Consider the following 18,400-nt stretch of genomic DNA (forward strand, 5'->3'; position numbering starts at 1 on the left):
CTAAAGAGTAACTACCGTGATTGGACGTCTGCGCGGCATTCTTATCGAGAAACAACCTCCTGAACTACTGATTGAAGTTAATGGCATTGGCTATGAAGTACAAATGCCGATGAGTTGCTTCTATGAGCTACCGAGTATCGGTGAAGAAGCGATCATCTATACTCATTTTGTTGTCCGAGAAGATGCCCAGTTACTGTATGGTTTCAATACCGTTAAAGAGCGCGCCTTGTTCCGTGAAGTGATTAAGGCCAATGGCGTCGGTCCTAAGCTCGGTTTAGCGATTCTTTCGGGAATGACAGCGAGTCAGTTTGTCGCCAGTGTTGAGCGTGAAGATGTTTCGACCTTAGTTAAACTGCCGGGTGTGGGTAAGAAAACAGCAGAGCGCCTTGTAGTAGAAATGAAGGATAGGCTAAAAGGCTGGAGCGCGGGAGACCTATTTACCCCATTCACCGACGCGGCTCCTGTAGACTCAGCGCCGCAGCCCGCTCAGTCAAATGCTGAAGAAGAAGCAATCAGTGCGCTACTGGCATTAGGCTATAAGCCGACTCAGGCATCTAAAGTGGTTTCACAAGTGAAGACGGACGAGATGAGCAGCGAACAGCTTATTCGTGAAGCGCTGAAGTCGATGGTATAGAAAAGGCTTGAACAATGATTGAAGCGGATCGATTAATCGCACCAGATAACACGGTGTATAAAGAAGAGGATGTTATCGATCGAGCGATACGTCCGAAGAAACTGGAAGATTACAAAGGCCAAGATCATGTTCGTGATCAGATGGAGATCTTCATCAAAGCAGCACAGCTACGTAATGAAGCGCTCGATCACCTATTGATATTTGGTCCTCCTGGTTTGGGTAAAACAACACTAGCCAATATTGTTGCCAACGAGATGGACGTGAACATTCGTACTACCTCTGGCCCAGTACTTGAAAAGGCAGGCGATCTGGCAGCGCTACTCACCAACCTCGAAGAGAATGATGTTCTTTTCATTGACGAGATTCACCGACTTAGCCCTATGGTTGAAGAGGTGCTTTATCCGGCGATGGAAGATTACCAGCTAGATATCATGATTGGTGAAGGCCCGGCTGCTCGTTCTATAAAAATCGATTTGCCTCCCTTTACTCTGATTGGGGCAACGACGCGCGCGGGCTCGTTGACCTCGCCACTGCGCGATCGCTTTGGTATTACTCAGCGTTTGGAGTACTACAAAATCCCAGACTTGCAGAACATTGTTCAGCGCAGTGCTGACTGTTTAGGTCTATCTATGGAGTCTGAGGGGGCGTTGGAAGTGGCAAGACGTGCCCGTGGTACACCGCGAATCGCCAACCGCCTATTACGACGAGTTCGAGACTACGCAGAAGTAAAAGGTAACGGCCACATCTGCGCAGAGGTCGCAGACAAAGCACTTAATATGTTGGACGTTGACGCGCAAGGTTTCGACTATATGGATAGAAAGCTTCTTCTGGCGATTATGGAGAAGTTTGGTGGCGGTCCTGTCGGTTTGGACAACATGGCGGCTGCAATAGGTGAGGAAAAAGACACTATTGAAGATGTTCTTGAACCTTACCTGATTCAGCAAGGCTACCTGCAACGGACACCACGCGGAAGAATTGCCACAGATCGCGCTTATCTTCATTTCGGAATTGAAAAATAAGTTTTCAGTAGCCAGCTCGCAGAAGCTGGCTTTTTCTTTTGATGATCTACATCACACTAATGTAATTTACTTACTACTTAATAGGTAGCGCAATTGAGTGACTTGTTAACTGCTTGTTTTGCATAAATACTTAATGGCCTGTCACCAATAACCCCTTCGTAACAAAACACCCTTCAAACTGTTGATGCAGATCAATGTGATGGTTTTTTGGTCAAAAATGCCGTACAAAACTTGATACAAATCAAAGCGAACTCTGGCTATAAACCTTTTGAAACAACCTGTTTTTAGCAGTAATATTAGCGCCAGCTATATTAGCTGATGCTTAACAATTAACTAACCATTACGGTACATTTTTGCAACAGGTTGGCTATCTTTTATAACACTATTTAAGTTTGCTCAACGCTCAATAACAATGCATTAATGTAGAAAGTGTCTTCAGCCGACACATAGGAGTAATCATGATCGATGTTGTTGATCTATCGCGGTTGCAGTTTGCACTGACAGCGATGTATCACTTCCTATTCGTACCGTTGACTCTAGGTATGGCCTTCTTACTGGCTATCATGGAATCAATGTACGTAATGACGAACAAGCAAATCTATAAGGACATGACAAAGTTCTGGGGTAAGCTATTCGGTATTAACTTTGCACTTGGTGTGGCTACCGGCCTTACCATGGAGTTCCAGTTCGGTACTAACTGGTCTTACTATTCGCATTACGTAGGTGATATTTTCGGCGCACCTTTGGCGATTGAAGCCTTAGTTGCCTTCTTCTTAGAATCCACCTTTGTAGGTCTTTTCTTCTTTGGCTGGGATCGTCTCTCAAAACGTCAACACCTTGTTGTTACATGGTTAGTTGCGCTAGGTTCTAACTTCTCTGCACTTTGGATCTTGGTAGCAAACGGCTGGATGCAAAACCCAGTTGGCGCTGAATTTAACTTTGAAACCATGCGTATGGAAATGGTGAGCTTTGCTGAGGTTGTTCTAAACCCAGTTGCTCAGGTTAAATTCGTTCATACCGTAGCATCTGGCTACACGACTGGCGCAATGTTCATTCTAGGCATCAGCTCTTACTACCTATTAAAAGGTCGTGACATCGCATTCGCTCGTCGTTCATTTGCTATCGCTGCTTCTTTCGGTATGGCAGCTATCTTATCTGTTATCGTTCTTGGTGATGAATCTGGCTATGAGCTTGGTGAAGTTCAGAAGGTGAAACTTGCTGCGATCGAAGCGGAATGGCACACGGAGCCAGCGCCTGCAGCATTTACGCTGTTTGGTATGCCTAACCAAGAGACAATGCACACCGACTACGCGATTAAGATCCCTTACGTTATGGGCATTATCGCGACGCGTTCTCTAGATGAGCAAGTAACAGGTCTACGCGATCTGCGTGATGACCACGTTGAACGTGTTCGTACTGGTATGTACGCGTATGAGCTTCTAGAGAAGCTACGTGCGGGTGATAAATCAGAAGAAAACATGGCAGCGTTTGATGAAGTGAAAGGTGACCTAGGTTATGGCCTACTTCTGAAGCGTTACACTGAAAATGTTGTTGATGCGACAGAAGAGCAAATTCAAGCGGCAGCGGATGATTCTATCCCAACGGTTTGGCCTCTATTCTGGTCGTTCCGCATCATGGTTGCGTGTGGCTTTATTATGCTATTCGTATTTGGTGCAGCATTTGTTCAAACATGTCGCCAGAAAATCGAGCAAAAACCTTGGATTCTTAAAGCGGCGCTATTCAGTATTCCTCTTCCTTGGATTGCAATTGAAGCAGGTTGGTTTGTTGCCGAGTATGGTCGTCAGCCATGGGCGGTAGGTGAAATCCTTCCGACACATGTTGCTGCTTCAGCTCTGACAATTGGTGAACTATGGACTTCTCTATTCGCTATCCTAGCACTGTACACAGTGTTCTTGATTGCTGAAGTTTACCTAATGCTTAAATTTGCACGTAAAGGTCCTAGCAGCCTGAAAACTGGTCGCTACCACTTCGAACAAAACGCTAACTCTGTTGAAGACAAAGTCGGCCGTTCAGTCGAAGTTTAAGTGAGGGAATATTATGTTTGATTACGAAATCTTACGACTTATCTGGTGGGTTCTGATTGGTGTTCTGCTAGTTGGTTTTGCTGTCACAGATGGTTTCGATATGGGTGTTGCTTCGCTTTCGCCTGTTATCGGTAAAAGCGACACTGAACGTCGTATTATGCTCAACACTATTGCTCCTCACTGGGATGGTAACCAAGTTTGGTTGATCACAGCGGGTGGTGCACTATTTGCAGCATGGCCACTAGTTTACGCAACGTCGTTTTCTGGCTTCTACCTAGCAATGTACATAACTCTAGCTGCGCTTTGGTTACGTCCGCTTGGCCTTGATTACCGTTCAAAGATCGAAGATCCAAAATGGCGTCATGCTTGGGACTACGCGCTTTGTGTGAGCGGTACAGTGCCACCAATCATCTTTGGTGTGGCATTTGGTAACCTGCTTCAAGGTGTTCCATTTGAACTGAACGACTTATTGATGTCTGAGTACAAAGGTTCATTCTTTGCGCTACTTAACCCATTTGCTCTGCTGTGTGGTGTGCTTAGCTTGATGCTATTCGTACTTCAAGGTGCAACTTGGTTACAGATGAAGACAACAGAAGCGCTACACGTACGTGCACGTAACGTTGCTCAAGTATCAGGTTTGATCGTAGCGGTACTATTTGTTCTTGGCGGTTTTTGGGTTCAATCTATCGATGGTTACGTGATTACAAGTGCTATCGATACGATGGCAGCATCAAATCCTCTGAATAAAGAAGTGGCAATCCAAGCAGGTGCATGGATGCAGAACTTTGAAACTTACCCTGCAATGTGGGCAGCGCCAGTTATTGGTGTGCTAATGCCACTGCTAGCGGTATTAGCGTCTCGCGTAGAACGCGGTGGTTTTGCTTTCTTGTTCTCAAGTCTTGCTAACGCAGGTGTGATTCTAACGGCTGGTTTTGCGATGTTCCCATTCGTAATGCCTTCAAGCTTAGTACCTAGCCACAGCTTAACGATGTGGGACTCAACAGCAAGTGAACTGACACTTGGTCTGATGACACTCGTTGCTGCGGTAATGGTACCTGTGATTCTTGGCTACACGACTTGGACATACTACAAAATGTTTGGTCGTCTTGATAAGAAACACATCGAAGACAACGACGTTTCAGCTTACTAAGGAGTAACGATTATGTGGTATTTCGCATGGATTCTGGGTGTATTACTCGCTTGTGCATTCGGCATCATCAACGCTCTTTGGTTAGAGCACTCTGAAATGATGGACAAAGACAGTGAGTAACCTCGCTGCGCAGGTAGCTAAGCTACATGCACCTGTTGATAAGGCTCTGTTCCGAGCCTTATCACTGGTTCTTGGTTTTTATCACGTAGCTATGGTTATGTGGGACCCAGAACTGTATTCCGCTTCAATCGGCGGTTTCAATGCCATTATTTCACCACTACTGATTTGGGCAATTTGCTCAAGCATGGTATCTGGTCTAGGTTTCAAACCTCGTAACTGGTATTGGCAGGTGCTGTTTAGTCCGTACTGCTCATTGACGATTCTTATTTACCTCACGGTAGTTCGTCTATTGTAAGGGCTAAACTCCGCTCATTTTGTATAAAAAAAGCGCGACTCATTGAATGGGTTGCGCTTTTTTTTGTTTCAAGCTTTGAATTCACTTATTAAGTCTTGCATAGATAGTAATGAGTTGCGTTATAGTATCCGTCTAGAAAAACAAATTTTGGGCGCTATAGTGCAAGATCAGGCATTGATATTTGAATGGCCAGTAACGGTTTATTATGAAGACACTGACGCTGGTGGCGTGGTGTACCATTCTAACTACCTAAAGTTCTTTGAACGAGCAAGAACTGAACTACTTCGCACTATTGGTGTATCTCAACAAGTCCTTTTGGAACAAAACATCGGTTTCGTAGTCCGACACATGGACATCGATTTTTTACAGGGTGCGCGTCTTGACGATCATCTCACTGTAAGGACAAAAATTGCTGACCTTAAAAAAGCTTCACTCACTTTCTGTCAGGAGATCGTTAATCCTGAGGGTAAGTCATTGTGTAAGGCAATGGTTAAGGTAGCATGTATCGACAATATAAAAATGAGGCCAAAAGCAATGCCTCAATCAATAGTTATGGAGTTAACGAATAGTGACCGCTGATATTTCGATGCTAGACCTTTTCTTGCAGGCAAGCCTGTTGGTTAAAATGGTTATGCTGATCCTTTTAGGCATGTCGATTGTTTCTTGGGCAATGATCATTAAGCGCAGTAAAGTGCTTTCTCAAGCGTCAAAAGATGCGGAAACCTTCGAAGATAAGTTTTGGTCAGGTACCGATCTGTCGATTCTTTATCAAAATGCCAAAAAGCGTAAGGATGACTTAGCGGGCACAGAAGAGATCTTCTACTCAGGTTTTACTGAGTTTGCTCGTCTGCGCAAATCTAACGCTGACTCTCCAGATTTCATTATGGAAGGGACTGGCCGTTCAATGCGTGTCGCTGTGGCGCGTGAAGTGGATGAGCTTGAAACTAACCTTCCATTCCTAGCAACGGTTGGCTCAATTAGCCCTTACATTGGTCTGTTTGGTACTGTATGGGGCATCATGCATGCTTTCATCGCATTGGGTGAAGTAAAACAGGCGACACTCGCAATGGTAGCTCCTGGTATCGCAGAAGCTCTAGTTGCAACGGCGATGGGTCTATTTGCTGCAATTCCAGCGGTAATGGCATACAACCGATTCAGTAGTAAAGTGGGTAAGCTAGAGCACAACTACGCAACCTTCTCAGAAGAGTTCCATAGTATTTTGCACCGCCAGGCAATGGCTGGTCGAGATACTACAAGTAAGGAATAGTTGCTATGGCTGGTTACCAACCTAAAAAGCGCAAAATGACTGCCGAGATTAACGTTGTTCCTTATATCGACGTTATGTTGGTTCTGTTGATCATTTTTATGGTGACTTCACCTTTCGTCACTCAAGGCGTCGACGTTGAGCTGCCAAAAACCGCCACTGCAAAGCCAGCCTCTGAACTGGCGGGTGATAGTGACGCGAGCTTTATCATTGTTGAAATCGATAAAGACGGAAACCTTGGTCTTAGCGTCAATGACGAAGAGGTATCTCGCGGTATCTCTCTACAAGATGTGATTGTTCGTGTTAAAGCAGAACTGTCTTTAAAGCCTGACTCACCTGTAGCTGTAGGTGGTGATGCCGCTACGCCATATGCAGAAGTTGTTTTGGTATTAGACGAATTGAGTCGTGCAGGCATTCCGAAAGTCGGATTGCTGACAGATATTAAGGAATAATCGTCGCTGCGATGAAAGAGAACAAATCTAAAAAGAACGATTTCAAGAAGCCGATTATCATATCGGCTGCTTTGCATGGACTTCTTATTGCGGCTTTGATTTGGGGCACTGACTTTACAATGTCTAAGCCGGAGCCTACTGGGCGTTTGGTTCAAGCGGTCGTCATCGACCCAGATCTTGTCAGGCAGCAAGCACAACAGATTCGTAGCAAGCGTGAAGAAGCAGCGAAGAAAGAGCAAGATCGTTTAGACAAGCTCCGTCGTGAAAGTGAACAGCTTGAAAAGAATCGTAAAGCCGAAGAAGAACGTATTCGTAAGCTCAAAGAGCAACAAGCGAAAGAGGCTAAAGCGGCTCGTGAAGCAGAAAAGCAACGTGTTGCTAAAGAGAAAGAGCGTAAAGCTGAAGAAGCTCGTGTGAAAAAAGAAAAGGAACGCGTAGCTAAACTTGAAGCGGAACGTAAAGCGAAAGAGCAAGCGATTAAGAAAGCTGAACAAGAACGTCTAGCGAAAGAAGCAGCGATTGCCAAAGCGGAGCAGGAGCGTATCGCTCGTGAAAAAGCGGCAAAAGAAGCGGAAGAGAAAGCGCGACGTGAACGTGAAGCGGCAGCAAAAGCCGAGAAAGAGCGCATAGCGAAAGAGAAAGCAGCCAAAGAGGCGGCTGAGAAGGCGCGCAAAGAGAAAGAACGTTTAGAGCGCATTGAACGCGAGCGTAAAGAGCAAGAAGCTGCGCTTAACGATATCTTTGCAGGCTTAGAAACGGAAGCTGAGGCGAATACGTCGGCGCGCTCTAGCCATGTCTCTAGCGAGGCTGATCGTTACGGCGCAATTTACACTCAGCTCATTCAGCAAAACCTGTTGCTGGAGGACAGTTTTCGGGGAAAGTCTTGTCGAGTTAACCTGCGTTTGATTCCTACGGGAGCAGACGCAATTGTTGGCAATCTTTCCGTTCTGGATGGTGATAGCCGTTTATGTGCTGCAACCAAGCGTGCTGTGGCGCAAGTGAACAGCTTTCCGCTGCCTAAAGACCCAGACGTTGTGAACAAAATTAAGAATATCAATTTAACCGTAGTACCTGAGTTATAAGGAAAAGCTTGTGTTAAAGCGACTAGTAATAGGATGTGTGCTCACTGTAATGAGCATGTTCCAAATGGCAAATGCGGCTTTGGAACTAGTAATTACAGATGGTATCGATTCGGCGCGACCAATTGCGGTCGTACCATTTAAATGGGAAGGTGCTGGCCAGTTACCGCAGGATCTTTCTGCGATCGTTGCTTCAGACCTACTCCGTAGTGGCAAATTTAAGCCAGTCGAAGTCTCTGCTATGCCAGAAACACCATACTCTGCGTCAAACATCGACTTTGAAGAGTGGATTAAGCTAGGTGTCGATGCCATGGTAACAGGTACTGTTACACTAGACCCTGCGACTGGAAAATACGTTGTTAATTACCAACTGATTGACGTCGTTCGAGGGCAGTTAACAAGCGGTCAAGCTAAGTCATTGAGCTCTGATGGTCAGTTAGTGCTATCTCATGATCACATCTTGCTTAATAAGAAGATGACTATCGTACCTAAGCAAATGAGAGCCGCAGGTCATCGCATTTCGAATCGTGTGTTTGAAGCGCTTACAGGTGAGAAAGGTGCGTTCGAAACGAAAATTGCTTATGTCGTGGTTAATGATAAAGATTCTTTCCCATACCAGCTACGCGTATCTGATTACGATGGTTACAATGAGCGCCTAGTACTGCGTTCTAAGCAGCCATTGATGTCTCCAGCTTGGTCTCCAGATGGTAAAAAGCTTGCTTATGTGAGTTTCCAAAACGGCCAAGCTGAGATCTTCATTATGAATATCTATACGGGTGAACGTGAGAAAGTAACGTCATACCCTCGTCACAATGGTGCGCCAAGATTCTCTCCAGATGGCAGTAAGCTGGCTTTGGTTTTATCAAAAACCGGTAGCCTGCAAGTGTATACGTTGGATCTGAACACCAGAAAACTGACTCAAATTACCCGCGGTAGATCGAATAATACCGAACCATTTTGGCATCCAGATGGTAAATCTCTGATCTTTACCTCGGATCGGGGTGGAAAACCTCAAATTTATCAAGTAGATTTGGCAAGTAATTCGACCAAGCGTTTAACATGGCAAGGCAGCCAGAACCTTGGTGGGCAAATTACACCAGACGGTCGCTTCTTAGTGATGGTGAATCGCAGTAATACAGGGTTCAATCTAGCCAAGCTAGATATGGAAACTGGAGCGATGCAAATTCTAACCAAAACATTGTTGGATGAATCACCAAGTATTGCGCCAAATGGTGGTATGGTCATTTATAGCTCGATCTATAACAAGGCCAATGTTCTCTCAATGGTCTCCATTGATGGACGCTTTAAAGCAAGGTTACCGGCAACAAATGGTCGAGTTCGTGCACCTGCATGGTCACCGTTTTTGTAGCAAGTAAGTATCAATAACAAAGGAAACTATAACAATGCAACTTAACAAAGTTCTTAAAGGGCTTCTAATTGCGCTACCAGTTCTAGCGGTTACAGCATGTAGCTCAAGTGATGACGCAGCGAACTCTACTGGTTCTACTGAAACTAACCAAGTTCAAACGACAGACAACACAGCTGTTTCTCCACTAGAAGCAAATGGCCAGCTTTCTGAGCAAGAGCTTAAAGAGCAAGCACTACGCGAAACTTCAACAATCTACTTTGCTTTCGACAACTCTACTATCGCGGGTGACTACGAAGAGATGCTGGCAGCTCACGCAGCTTACCTAAGCAAAGATCCATCTCTAGAAGTTAAAATCGAAGGTCACGCAGATGAGCGTGGTACTCCAGAGTACAACATCGCACTAGGCGAGCGCCGTGCAGAAGCTGTAGCGAAATACCTACAAGCTCTAGGTGTTCAAGCGGATCAAATCGAAGTTGTAAGCTACGGTGAAGAGAAGCCACTTCTTCTAGGTCAATCAGAAGATGTTTACGCTAAGAACCGCCGCGCAGTTCTAGTGTACTAATTGAGGAATTGCCTCATGTTCAGTAACCTTAAGCGCGTTGTTACGCTTACGTTACTGGCAAGTGCAGCGAGTAGTGTACTCGCTGCACCAGCTCCAGTATCCGATCTAAGCGGTAGCAATACTGCCACTTCTTCATCGTCAGTTCGTGGTAGCGAAACTGATGTTCAGCGCTTAGAGCGCCTATTGGAAAACCGCAATCGCGTCCAGTTGCAAATGCAGCAACAGCTCGATGACATGGCTCTTGAAATCAGTGAGCTTCGCGGTCAGTTAGAAAAAAGCACTTATGACATGCAGCAGATGTTGCAGCGTCAAAGAGAGCTCTTCATTGAGTTAGATAAGGTTCGTAGCCAAGCATCAACGCCTGTTGCTCAAACGACACCGGAAGATTCAGCGAAACCTGCAGGTGGAACGTTTAGCTCAAATGTAGATGAGCAGACTGCGTATCAGAACGCGGTAGACTTAATTCTTAAGAAGCGTGACTATACGGGTGCGATTGCTGCATTCCAGCAGTTCCAGAAAGACTTCCCTGACTCAAGCTTCACGCCGAACTCGCATTATTGGCTTGGCCAACTTTATTTTGCCAAGAAGCAAGATAAAGAAGCCGTGAAGAGTTTTGCAGCAGTGATCACGTATAAAGAATCCAACAAGCGTGCCGATGCTTTAGTGAAACTTGGTGATATCGCCGCTCGCAATAATAACCAAGCGCAAGCGACGAAGTACTATCAGCAAGTGGTTGATGAGTATCCAAATAGTGCGTCAGCTAAGTTGGCAAAAGAGCGTCTTTAACCGTTCTTAATTGGTATTAAAGAGGAGTGCAAAGCGCTCCTTTTTTGTTTTCCTTTGTGTCGACGCTGGAATCTGCAATAGCGTTAAGGTTACAATACTCGGATTACTGGAAGTAGCGTAGCGCAAAAGCAATGAGCCACATATTAGATACAATTGAGACAGTTTACCCATTCCCACCAAAACCAATCCCGCTAACAGAAGAAGAAAAACAAGCACACATTGCCAACATCAAAGTGTTGCTTAAAGAAAAAGACGCGGTATTGATTGCTCACTATTACACTGATCCTGAGATCCAAGCTTTGGCAGAAGAGACCGGCGGTTTTGTCGGTGATTCACTTGAAATGGCAAAGTTTGGTAACCGCCACCCAGCCAGCACACTGATCATCGGGGGGGTGCGCTTTATGGGTGAGTCAGCTAAGATCCTGACACCTGAAAAGCGTATTCTTATGCCAACGCTAGAGGCTGAGTGTTCTCTAGATCTTGGTTGTCCTGCTGACAAGTTTTCTGAGTTTTGTGATGCTCACCCGGACCACAAAGTCGTTGTGTACGCAAACACCTCAGCAGCGGTAAAAGCCCGTGCTGACTGGGTTGTAACATCGAGTATCGCATTAGAAATCGTTGAACACTTAGACTCTGAAGATACGCCAATCATTTGGGGCCCTGATCGCCACCTAGGTTCGTACATTGCTAACCAAACAGGCGCAGACATGCTGCTATGGCAAGGCGAGTGTGTGGTTCACGATGAGTTTTCAGCTGATGCACTGCGTAAGATGAAAGGTTTATACCCAGATGCAGCTATCCTTGTTCACCCAGAGTCACCTGCTAGCGTTGTTGAGTTAGCGGATGCTGTCGGCTCTACAAGCCAGCTAATTAAAGCAGCAAAAGAGCTTCCACAGCAGAAAATGATTGTTGCGACCGATAAAGGCATCTTCTTTAAAATGCAGCAGCTTGTTCCAGAGAAAGAGCTGATTGAAGCGCCAACCGCGGGTGCAGGTGCAACTTGTCGTAGTTGTGCACACTGTCCTTGGATGGCAATGAACGGCCTAAAAGCGATTGAAGCTGCACTACGTGACGGTGGCGAAGAGCACGAAATCTTTGTTGATGAAGAGCTACGTGTTAAATCGCTTATCCCATTGAACCGCATGCTAGACTTTGCTGAGCAACTAAACATGCAGGTAAAAGGCAACGCTTAAGCGGATATTTGTCACAGTTATCAAGACCAGCCTTATTGGCTGGTTTTTTTGTTTTAGCACTTAGGCTTAAATACCCTTAAGCAATCAAGTGAAGGAGCACTATGTCTATTTGGCTAACATTTAGAAAGTGGTTGAACTCAAATATATTTAATCTTAGTAATCGTAACTTAGCTTTGCTATTGGTTATCTATATTGCCGCCTCTTGGATTCTACTGAGAGCGAGTAGTGAGCACGCGCTTACCGATGACCTCTCAACTTTTCTCTATTTCTTGATGGTGACGGCATCAACCGTTGGCTACGGCGATCATTCGCCTGAAACTTCAATGGGAAAATGGGTCGTTATCTTGTTTGTCATCCCGGGGGGCTTATCACTTTTTGCGGCTTTGATTGGTCGACTTGCAGCAGGGATGGTCGAGTATTGGCGCGCAGGTATTTTAGGAAAGCGGAGAATTGGTGTGGAAAATCATATCGTACTATTAGGTTGGAATGGGCAACGTACCATGCATTTGATTCGCATGTTACAGCATGAAGAAGAGGGCAAACGTCCAATTGTACTATGCAGTCGTTCAGATATTGAAAACCCGCTTCCTGGCGAAATTGGATTCGTAAAAGTAAACAGCTATACCGACTCACAAGAGATGGAAAAAGCCGCAATTGAAAGGGCCAGTTGTATTGTCGTCGATAACCTAGAAGACGACATTACGTTGTCAGCTGCGCTATATAGTGCCAACATCAATCCAAGTGCCCATCTGCTCGCTTACTTTAAAGATGAGGCTCTCAGCAACCTCCTAAGCCAGCATTGCCCAAATGCCGAGTGTATTCCGGCAGTAGGGGCTGAGATGCTTGCTAAAGCCGCGGTAGACCCGGGTTCAAGTGCTTTGCATCAGGAGTTATTGGCTTCAACACGAGGTATGACTCAGTATTCGACGACTTATCCGAGTGAGCAGAAAACAATAAAAGTGGAAGATGCTTTTCAGTTTATGAAGCGAGACTATCAAGCAACGCTGATCGCATTGGATGTAGGACAAGGGATTGAACTCAACCCAGAACTCGATAGGGAGATTTTACCTAGCGCTAAGATATTCTATATTGCAGATGAGCGTATTGAAGATTTTAATTGGCAAAAAATTGAGTGAACCTGACAACAAAAAATCGCAGCCTGAGCTGCGATTTTTTATTTTGTTATTCTTGATCTGCCAGCATTGAACCACGCATCGTCAAGCCACATAGCATGGTTGGCATTGCATTAAAGATCTCTTCAAACTGTTCAAGACCCTCAATACCTTGTTCAGCAAGCGTTGCGATTGACGTCTCAGGATCATAAAGCATGCTCACAGATAGCAACACACCGCCTAGTAAAGCGTTATCTTCGCTATCTTCTGGCATGATGGTTTCCCAATCGTCACGCGCAAGCTGCCAACCTTGGAGAACTCCTTCACAGAAGTCGCGCGTTGCTTCTGTCACGATTTCTTCTTCATCTAGAGCGCAACCTTCTGGCCATTGCCAACGATTTTCCAGTAGGGCAGGGCGTGATTCGTTCCATATGGCAATGATATGCTCAATGTATGTTTCTAACTGCTCACCGTCACTAAAAGGGGCAACTTCTTCACCGCCCCAAAGGAATGGTAGCCATTCGTGGGGAGTCAACGTGTGAGGCGCGGCAGCCATAGCGGTAACAAAACCATGAGTTTTGGCTTCACCAATCAACTTACCTTCAAGCTCAGGCAAGGACAGAAGTTCTTGTAGGGTCAAAATAGACATCCTATGTAAATCAGGAGTTGTGATATCACAATGGTAACAGCCAACAGAAGTGAGAAAAAGGTTGCTGCTCAGATATATTCGCTATAATTTTTTATAAACGGTCAAAATTCAAAGATTTATGGATATTCGTTCATCGCTAAAAAGGAAGAGCATTTTTGCTTTAGCTATTTATCTAGCTATGGCTGTCGCCCTTATCGGTACTGTCAGCTACTTGATCGTTGAACCGCCGACCAGAGCGCAGCTAGAAAGAAACCTCGATCTTAGAACGGAGCTTATCTCTGTTCAGATAGAAGAGCCGATAAATAGCTCCGTCGGGATCTTGCAAGCCGTGGTCAGTATCGGTAGTAACCACGAAACTCAAGAACACCAAGCGGTTTTGCTGCATAAGCTTTTTTCACTTGTTGAAGGGGTTGCGGTGAGTGGTGGTCTTTGGCCGACGCCTTACTCGATTGATCAGCAAGTCCCTTATAAAAGCCTATTCTTTAACCGAGCAAGTGATGGCAAGATCGACAGGGTGCTCTCATGGGATAACCCCGAGTCAGGGGGATACGACAAAGAGTCTTGGTATACCTCTGTTGTGAAAAAACCAAGCGGAACTGTGTCTTGGTCTCCTGTATATATTGACCCTTTTACTCATGTGCAAATGATCACCGCGTCATCGCCGTATTATGTCGATGGTAATTTTGCTGGCGTAGCAACCATTGATATCTCACTAGAAACCTTGGTTGCGTTTGTTCGCCTACACGCTGAAGAGTACGACTTAGGCGTGATCCTGCGTGACGGTTACGGAGATGTCATCACAGAGCACAACTTCCAGCTCGCTAAAAATATCTATATCAGTCAAAACAGCTTTGGTGATTTTAACTGGAGTGTTGACGTTGTGAACGCCAAACGGTTGGTAGCCGAACAGGTGTATGATCTGGTTTCTAAAGTCGAAGCCGTCATCGTACCGATCATGCTTGCTTGTGTAATGCTAGGCTATTTTTTGATTAACCGTTTTCTGATTTCTCCGATTGTTGTCATTGCACGTAGCCTCGATGAATCCAAAGAGGGAGGGGCAATAGAGATTGATTACAATAGCCAAGATGAAATCAAATACCTCATCGACTCTTTAAATGAAAAAACGGTTTATCTTGAAGAAGAAAAGGTTAAAGCTCAGGCTTCGACGAAAGCAAAAAGTGCATTCCTTGCCACTTTATCTCACGAGATCCGTACACCAATGAATGGGGTACTGGGGACCGCGCAAATACTTTTAAAAACCGATTTAAGTGAAGAGCAGAGAAAGCATCTTAAAACATTGTATGAATCTGGCGAGCATATGATGACGCTGCTCAACGAGATTCTCGACTTCTCGAAAGTAGAGCAAGGGCATTTAGAGCTGGAATCATCACCTTTCCCGTTAGAGTCGATTATCGGCAGTATCAACAGTGTTTACTTTACGCTCTGTTCCGAGAAAGGGTTGCAGTTCAAGGTCTACTCTGAAGTACCCCATGAGCGTTGGTACCTATGTGATAAAGCGCGATTAAGACAGATTCTGTTTAACCTTCTTAACAATGCCGTCAAGTTTACCTCTCGTGGCTATGTGGAAGTGTACTTTAAAGAAGAGATTCGAGATGGTGAAAACTTCCTGCTTATTCGTGTGCGAGATACCGGTATAGGGATTGCTCGTGAGGCCCAAAACAAAATATTTAAGCCATTTGAACAGGCTGAGTCTTCTACAACTCGCCGTTTCGGCGGAACTGGCTTAGGCCTTGCGATTGTAAAACAGCTATGTGAGCTAATGGGAGGCACCGTCACGGTAAAAAGTGAGCTCGGGATTGGTTCGAGCTTTGAGGCCGTCATTCGCACCGAAGTTAGCCAACCTGCTTTTGCGGAATACCGCGAACTCAGAAAGCTCAACTATAACGGTCTAAGAGTCTTGATCGTTGAAGATAACCGCACCAATGCGATTATCCTAAATACGTTTATGACCAACAAAGGCTTCTCTTGTGAATGTGTCGAAAATGGAGAGCTTGGCGTTGAGGCGATTGCACAAGGTGAGTTTGACCTTATTTTAATGGATAACCACATGCCAGTGATGGATGGTGTAGAAGCCACAACTGCAATTCGTAGTTTGGCTGACGAAAGATCCAATATGTTGATCTTTGGTTGTACTGCTGATGTGTTTAAAGATACCAGAGAGCGAATGTTGGGGGCGGGTGTTGATTACATTATCTCGAAGCCGATTGATGAAACGGAACTCGATGACGCATTGGTCAATTATTCCGACAAGCTGTATCAATTTCAGCCTCACCTTCTAAACAGCTCTGCGAACTCAAATGAGCTCAAAATAGAGCTGGAAGAGCCATTGATGATGTTCTTTATGGCAATAGAAAACGAAGACTTACCCCATGCCAAAAACAAGTTTGCGCAGATAAAGCAAAATCTCGATGGCATTCAGACACCGATTCTGGACGATAGCTTATTTAATATTGAATCTAGATTGATGGCTGGGGAGTTCCCTCAACAAGAAGAGTTGGATCTACTTGCCGTACAAGTCAAAGATTACTGTAGCTAAATTACGTTAATTTGTTTAAAAATTGTCCTTTGGCTTGAATTTTAGCGACATAATCTAGTTTTACTACGAAATCTGGTTGTTTATTTACCTTTTTTTAATAACTTTGAAATCTAAAACTGTAAAAATAATGTTTTAATGGCGATATTGACTGGCTTATCGCTGTTTAGCTGGTTTTTAATTTTGTTTATTGGTTTTATTTCTAGTTATTTATGTTGAGGTAAGAATGAAGTCTCGTGGGCCTTTCTGTATTCGTAACGCTGCTGCTGATACGTTTGCAATGGTTGTGTTTTGTTTTATTTCCGGAATGTTCATTGAAATTTTTGTATCCGGTATGACTTTTGAGCAATCGCTAGCTTCACGAACGCTTTCAATCCCAGTTAACATCGCCATTGCCTGGCCATACGGTTTGTTCCGTGACTACGTATTACGCCAAGGCGCTCGCTTATCTGACACTGGCGTCATGAAAAACATCTCTGATCTTTTGGCTTATGTCCTGTTCCAGTCTCCGGTGTATGCAGCAATTCTATTGGTTGTGGGTGCATCGACTGATCAGATCATTACTGCAGTAACCTCTAATGCGGTTGTTTCATGTGGAATGGGTGTTTTGTATGGCTACTTCCTAGATATGTGCCGTAAGTGGTTCCGCGTTCCTGGCTACTATCAAGAAGCCTAAACTGACTGATTCATGATCGAATTAGCCAGTTAGTAACCAAACAGTCTCTATGGTGAGGTTTTTTTAGGGAATAGACTTGACCTAACCCAATAGAATCATTAAATTAGCGCCTCGTTGGTTAACGAAACCAACCACAATTTGATTCGGTGAGTTGTCCGAGTGGCTGAAGGAGCACGCCTGGAAAGTGTGTATACGGCAACGTATCGAGAGTTCGAATCTCTCACTCACCGCCAAACATTTAAGTCCCTGATTCGTCAGGGATTTTTGCTTTCTGGTCATGGCAAAGTTAATGGATTGGTACAATATTTGGTACAATCAAATGACCGCAACTTATCTCCTAAGACGTTCCAATACTTATTACTTTCGTTGGTCTTATCTTGAATCTGACAAATACAAGCAAGTAAAAATCAGCCTAAGAACAAGCGACTATCTAAAAGCTCTACATATAAGCACTGGCTTAGCCCTCAAGATTAAAGAGCTTGTATCTCCTTGTTTATCAGAAATCAAAGCTATCCTTGATGAGTTCATTGGAGTTAAGAAGAAACAATCTACTAGCATCCAAAGTGTTGAGATTGATAGCCACATTTCTGACCTGAGTATAAAGAGCCAAGTTGAATATCGTAGCTGTTGGAATAGCTTTGCAACCATGACCAAAGCTAGTCTCACAAGCGTTACTCTGGCTCATGTTGAAGCATGGAAAGATAATCAGACCTGTTCCCCTACCACATTGAAAAAGAAGCTTAGATTGCTTTCCAGTTGCTTTAACCGAGTTGGCATTAAGCATGACGCTGACTGGTTCAAACTGAAAGTGACTAAGGACGTTAAAGCACCAAAAGAAGCTCTTACGACAAATCAGCTTTCAAAGCTCCTAAAAGCCACTGAAACCGATAGAAAGACCAAAGACAATTGGAAGTATTACTTGCTTAGAATTGCCCTGCTGACGGGCTGTAGACTGAATGAAATAGCGCAGTTGAGGGGGAGCGATATAGACCTTGCCAATCGTAAGCTAAAGATTCATGGAGAGAATGGCAATAGAGTTAAGAATGGCTCATCCGTTCGTAATGTTCCTATAAATGATGAGCTGTACGCATTGCTTATTCAGCTATCTAAAGAGTCACAGATTGCACCTGATAGCCGTCTGTTTGATTTACCTTGGTCATCTACTAATCATTTTGCAAATGCACCTAGTAAGTTCTACGGCAAGTTATTCAAAGGGCAGGGTATTAAGGGAAGCTTCCATGACTTGAGACACTATGTCATTACTACTCTGTTTAATAGGGGAGTGAAGGAAGAATTGATAGGAATGTTGATGGGGCATTCTGTTGGTAAGCTGACAACTGGTAAGGTTTATCTAAGAGGGTTCACTTTTGACAACCAGATGCAAGCTATGCAATTACTTGAAATAGCTTGAATGCAATCTGTCAGTTTCGCTTCATCGGGT

At 44.6% G+C, this 18,400-nt stretch carries 19 protein-coding genes and 1 tRNA gene; 19 read left to right on the forward strand and 1 reads right to left on the reverse strand.

Annotated elements, in window-relative coordinates; all coding sequences use genetic code 11:
- Positions 1–16: 16 nt before the first annotated feature.
- The 15 genes from ruvA (at position 17) to LYZ37_RS05190 (ending at position 13,104) form a co-directional block, all read left to right on the forward strand.
- Positions 17–634, forward strand: a complete 618-nt coding sequence (gene ruvA, locus LYZ37_RS05120; protein ID WP_004744293.1) for a Holliday junction branch migration protein RuvA — start codon at positions 17–19, stop codon at positions 632–634.
- A gap of 14 nt (positions 635–648) precedes the next feature.
- Positions 649–1,653 carry a Holliday junction branch migration DNA helicase RuvB gene (ruvB, locus tag LYZ37_RS05125; RefSeq protein ID WP_171322695.1) on the forward strand — a complete coding sequence of 335 codons (1,005 nt, stop codon included), beginning with the start codon at positions 649–651 and terminating at the stop codon, positions 1,651–1,653.
- Positions 1,654–2,111: 458 nt separating this feature from the next.
- Positions 2,112–3,698: a cytochrome ubiquinol oxidase subunit I gene (gene cydA / locus LYZ37_RS05130; protein WP_272786757.1), complete on the forward strand. Its 1,587-nt coding sequence runs from the start codon at positions 2,112–2,114 to the stop codon at positions 3,696–3,698.
- A gap of 13 nt (positions 3,699–3,711) precedes the next feature.
- Positions 3,712–4,848, forward strand: a complete 1,137-nt coding sequence (cydB, locus tag LYZ37_RS05135) for a cytochrome d ubiquinol oxidase subunit II (protein ID WP_004743332.1) — start codon at positions 3,712–3,714, stop codon at positions 4,846–4,848.
- 12 nt (positions 4,849–4,860) lie between these two features.
- Positions 4,861–4,968, forward strand: a complete 108-nt coding sequence (gene cydX / locus LYZ37_RS05140) for a cytochrome bd-I oxidase subunit CydX (RefSeq protein ID WP_000270284.1) — start codon at positions 4,861–4,863, stop codon at positions 4,966–4,968.
- Positions 4,961–5,263 carry a cyd operon protein YbgE gene (gene ybgE / locus LYZ37_RS05145; RefSeq protein WP_004743333.1) on the forward strand — a complete coding sequence of 101 codons (303 nt, stop codon included), beginning with the start codon at positions 4,961–4,963 and terminating at the stop codon, positions 5,261–5,263. The genes cydX and ybgE overlap by 8 nt, the downstream gene beginning before the upstream one ends.
- Before the next feature lie 159 nt (positions 5,264–5,422).
- Positions 5,423–5,842 (forward strand): tol-pal system-associated acyl-CoA thioesterase, encoded by a 420-nt coding sequence (ybgC, locus tag LYZ37_RS05150; RefSeq protein ID WP_038197846.1) that lies wholly within the window; start codon positions 5,423–5,425, stop codon positions 5,840–5,842.
- Entirely contained in the window at positions 5,832–6,530 is a 699-nt protein-coding gene (tolQ, locus tag LYZ37_RS05155) for a protein TolQ (protein ID WP_272786758.1), read from the forward strand. Before ybgC ends, tolQ begins: the two co-directional genes overlap by 11 nt.
- A 5-nt stretch (positions 6,531–6,535) precedes the next feature.
- Positions 6,536–6,979, forward strand: a complete 444-nt coding sequence (gene tolR, locus LYZ37_RS05160; protein ID WP_004743336.1) for a protein TolR — start codon at positions 6,536–6,538, stop codon at positions 6,977–6,979.
- An 11-nt stretch (positions 6,980–6,990) separates the two neighbouring features.
- Positions 6,991–8,061: a cell envelope integrity protein TolA gene (gene tolA, locus LYZ37_RS05165; RefSeq protein WP_171322703.1), complete on the forward strand. Its 1,071-nt coding sequence runs from the start codon at positions 6,991–6,993 to the stop codon at positions 8,059–8,061.
- A 49-nt stretch (positions 8,062–8,110) separates the two neighbouring features.
- On the forward strand, positions 8,111–9,427 hold the full coding sequence (gene tolB, locus LYZ37_RS05170) for a Tol-Pal system beta propeller repeat protein TolB (RefSeq protein WP_420794628.1): 1,317 nt from the start codon (positions 8,111–8,113) through the stop codon (positions 9,425–9,427).
- A 34-nt stretch (positions 9,428–9,461) separates the two neighbouring features.
- On the forward strand, positions 9,462–9,989 hold the full coding sequence (pal, locus tag LYZ37_RS05175; RefSeq protein ID WP_004743339.1) for a peptidoglycan-associated lipoprotein Pal: 528 nt from the start codon (positions 9,462–9,464) through the stop codon (positions 9,987–9,989).
- A gap of 15 nt (positions 9,990–10,004) precedes the next feature.
- Complete coding sequence (gene ybgF / locus LYZ37_RS05180) at positions 10,005–10,775, forward strand: tol-pal system protein YbgF (protein ID WP_272786760.1); 771 nt, start codon at positions 10,005–10,007, stop codon at positions 10,773–10,775.
- Positions 10,776–10,906: 131 nt separating this feature from the next.
- Entirely contained in the window at positions 10,907–11,968 is a 1,062-nt protein-coding gene (gene nadA / locus LYZ37_RS05185) for a quinolinate synthase NadA (RefSeq protein WP_004749750.1), read from the forward strand.
- 101 nt (positions 11,969–12,069) lie between these two features.
- Positions 12,070–13,104, forward strand: a complete 1,035-nt coding sequence (locus tag LYZ37_RS05190) for a potassium channel protein (RefSeq protein ID WP_272786761.1) — start codon at positions 12,070–12,072, stop codon at positions 13,102–13,104.
- A gap of 46 nt (positions 13,105–13,150) precedes the next feature.
- On the opposite strand, the gene LYZ37_RS05195 is transcribed toward LYZ37_RS05190, so the two are convergent.
- Positions 13,151–13,720, reverse strand: a complete 570-nt coding sequence (locus LYZ37_RS05195; RefSeq protein WP_272786762.1) for a UPF0149 family protein — start codon at positions 13,718–13,720, stop codon at positions 13,151–13,153.
- 127 nt (positions 13,721–13,847) lie between these two features.
- On the opposite strand from LYZ37_RS05195, the gene LYZ37_RS05200 reads away from it, so the two are divergent.
- The 4 genes from LYZ37_RS05200 to LYZ37_RS05215 all read left to right on the forward strand — a co-directional run bounded on the left by LYZ37_RS05200 (position 13,848) and on the right by LYZ37_RS05215 (position 18,370).
- The gene (locus LYZ37_RS05200; RefSeq protein WP_272786763.1) at positions 13,848–16,286 is read left to right on the forward strand and encodes an ATP-binding protein; all 2,439 of its coding nucleotides are present in this window, start codon (positions 13,848–13,850) and stop codon (positions 16,284–16,286) included.
- Positions 16,287–16,509: 223 nt separating this feature from the next.
- Positions 16,510–16,959 (forward strand): L-alanine exporter AlaE, encoded by a 450-nt coding sequence (locus LYZ37_RS05205; RefSeq protein ID WP_069665959.1) that lies wholly within the window; start codon positions 16,510–16,512, stop codon positions 16,957–16,959.
- Positions 16,960–17,104: 145 nt separating this feature from the next.
- Positions 17,105–17,192: transfer RNA gene (locus LYZ37_RS05210), tRNA-Ser, on the forward strand.
- A 56-nt stretch (positions 17,193–17,248) separates the two neighbouring features.
- Entirely contained in the window at positions 17,249–18,370 is a 1,122-nt protein-coding gene (locus LYZ37_RS05215) for a tyrosine-type recombinase/integrase (RefSeq protein WP_272786764.1), read from the forward strand.
- Positions 18,371–18,400 lie beyond the last annotated feature (30 nt).

The sequence above is a fragment of the Vibrio tubiashii genome (assembly GCF_028551255.1).
Lineage (GTDB): Bacteria > Pseudomonadota > Gammaproteobacteria > Enterobacterales > Vibrionaceae > Vibrio > Vibrio tubiashii_B.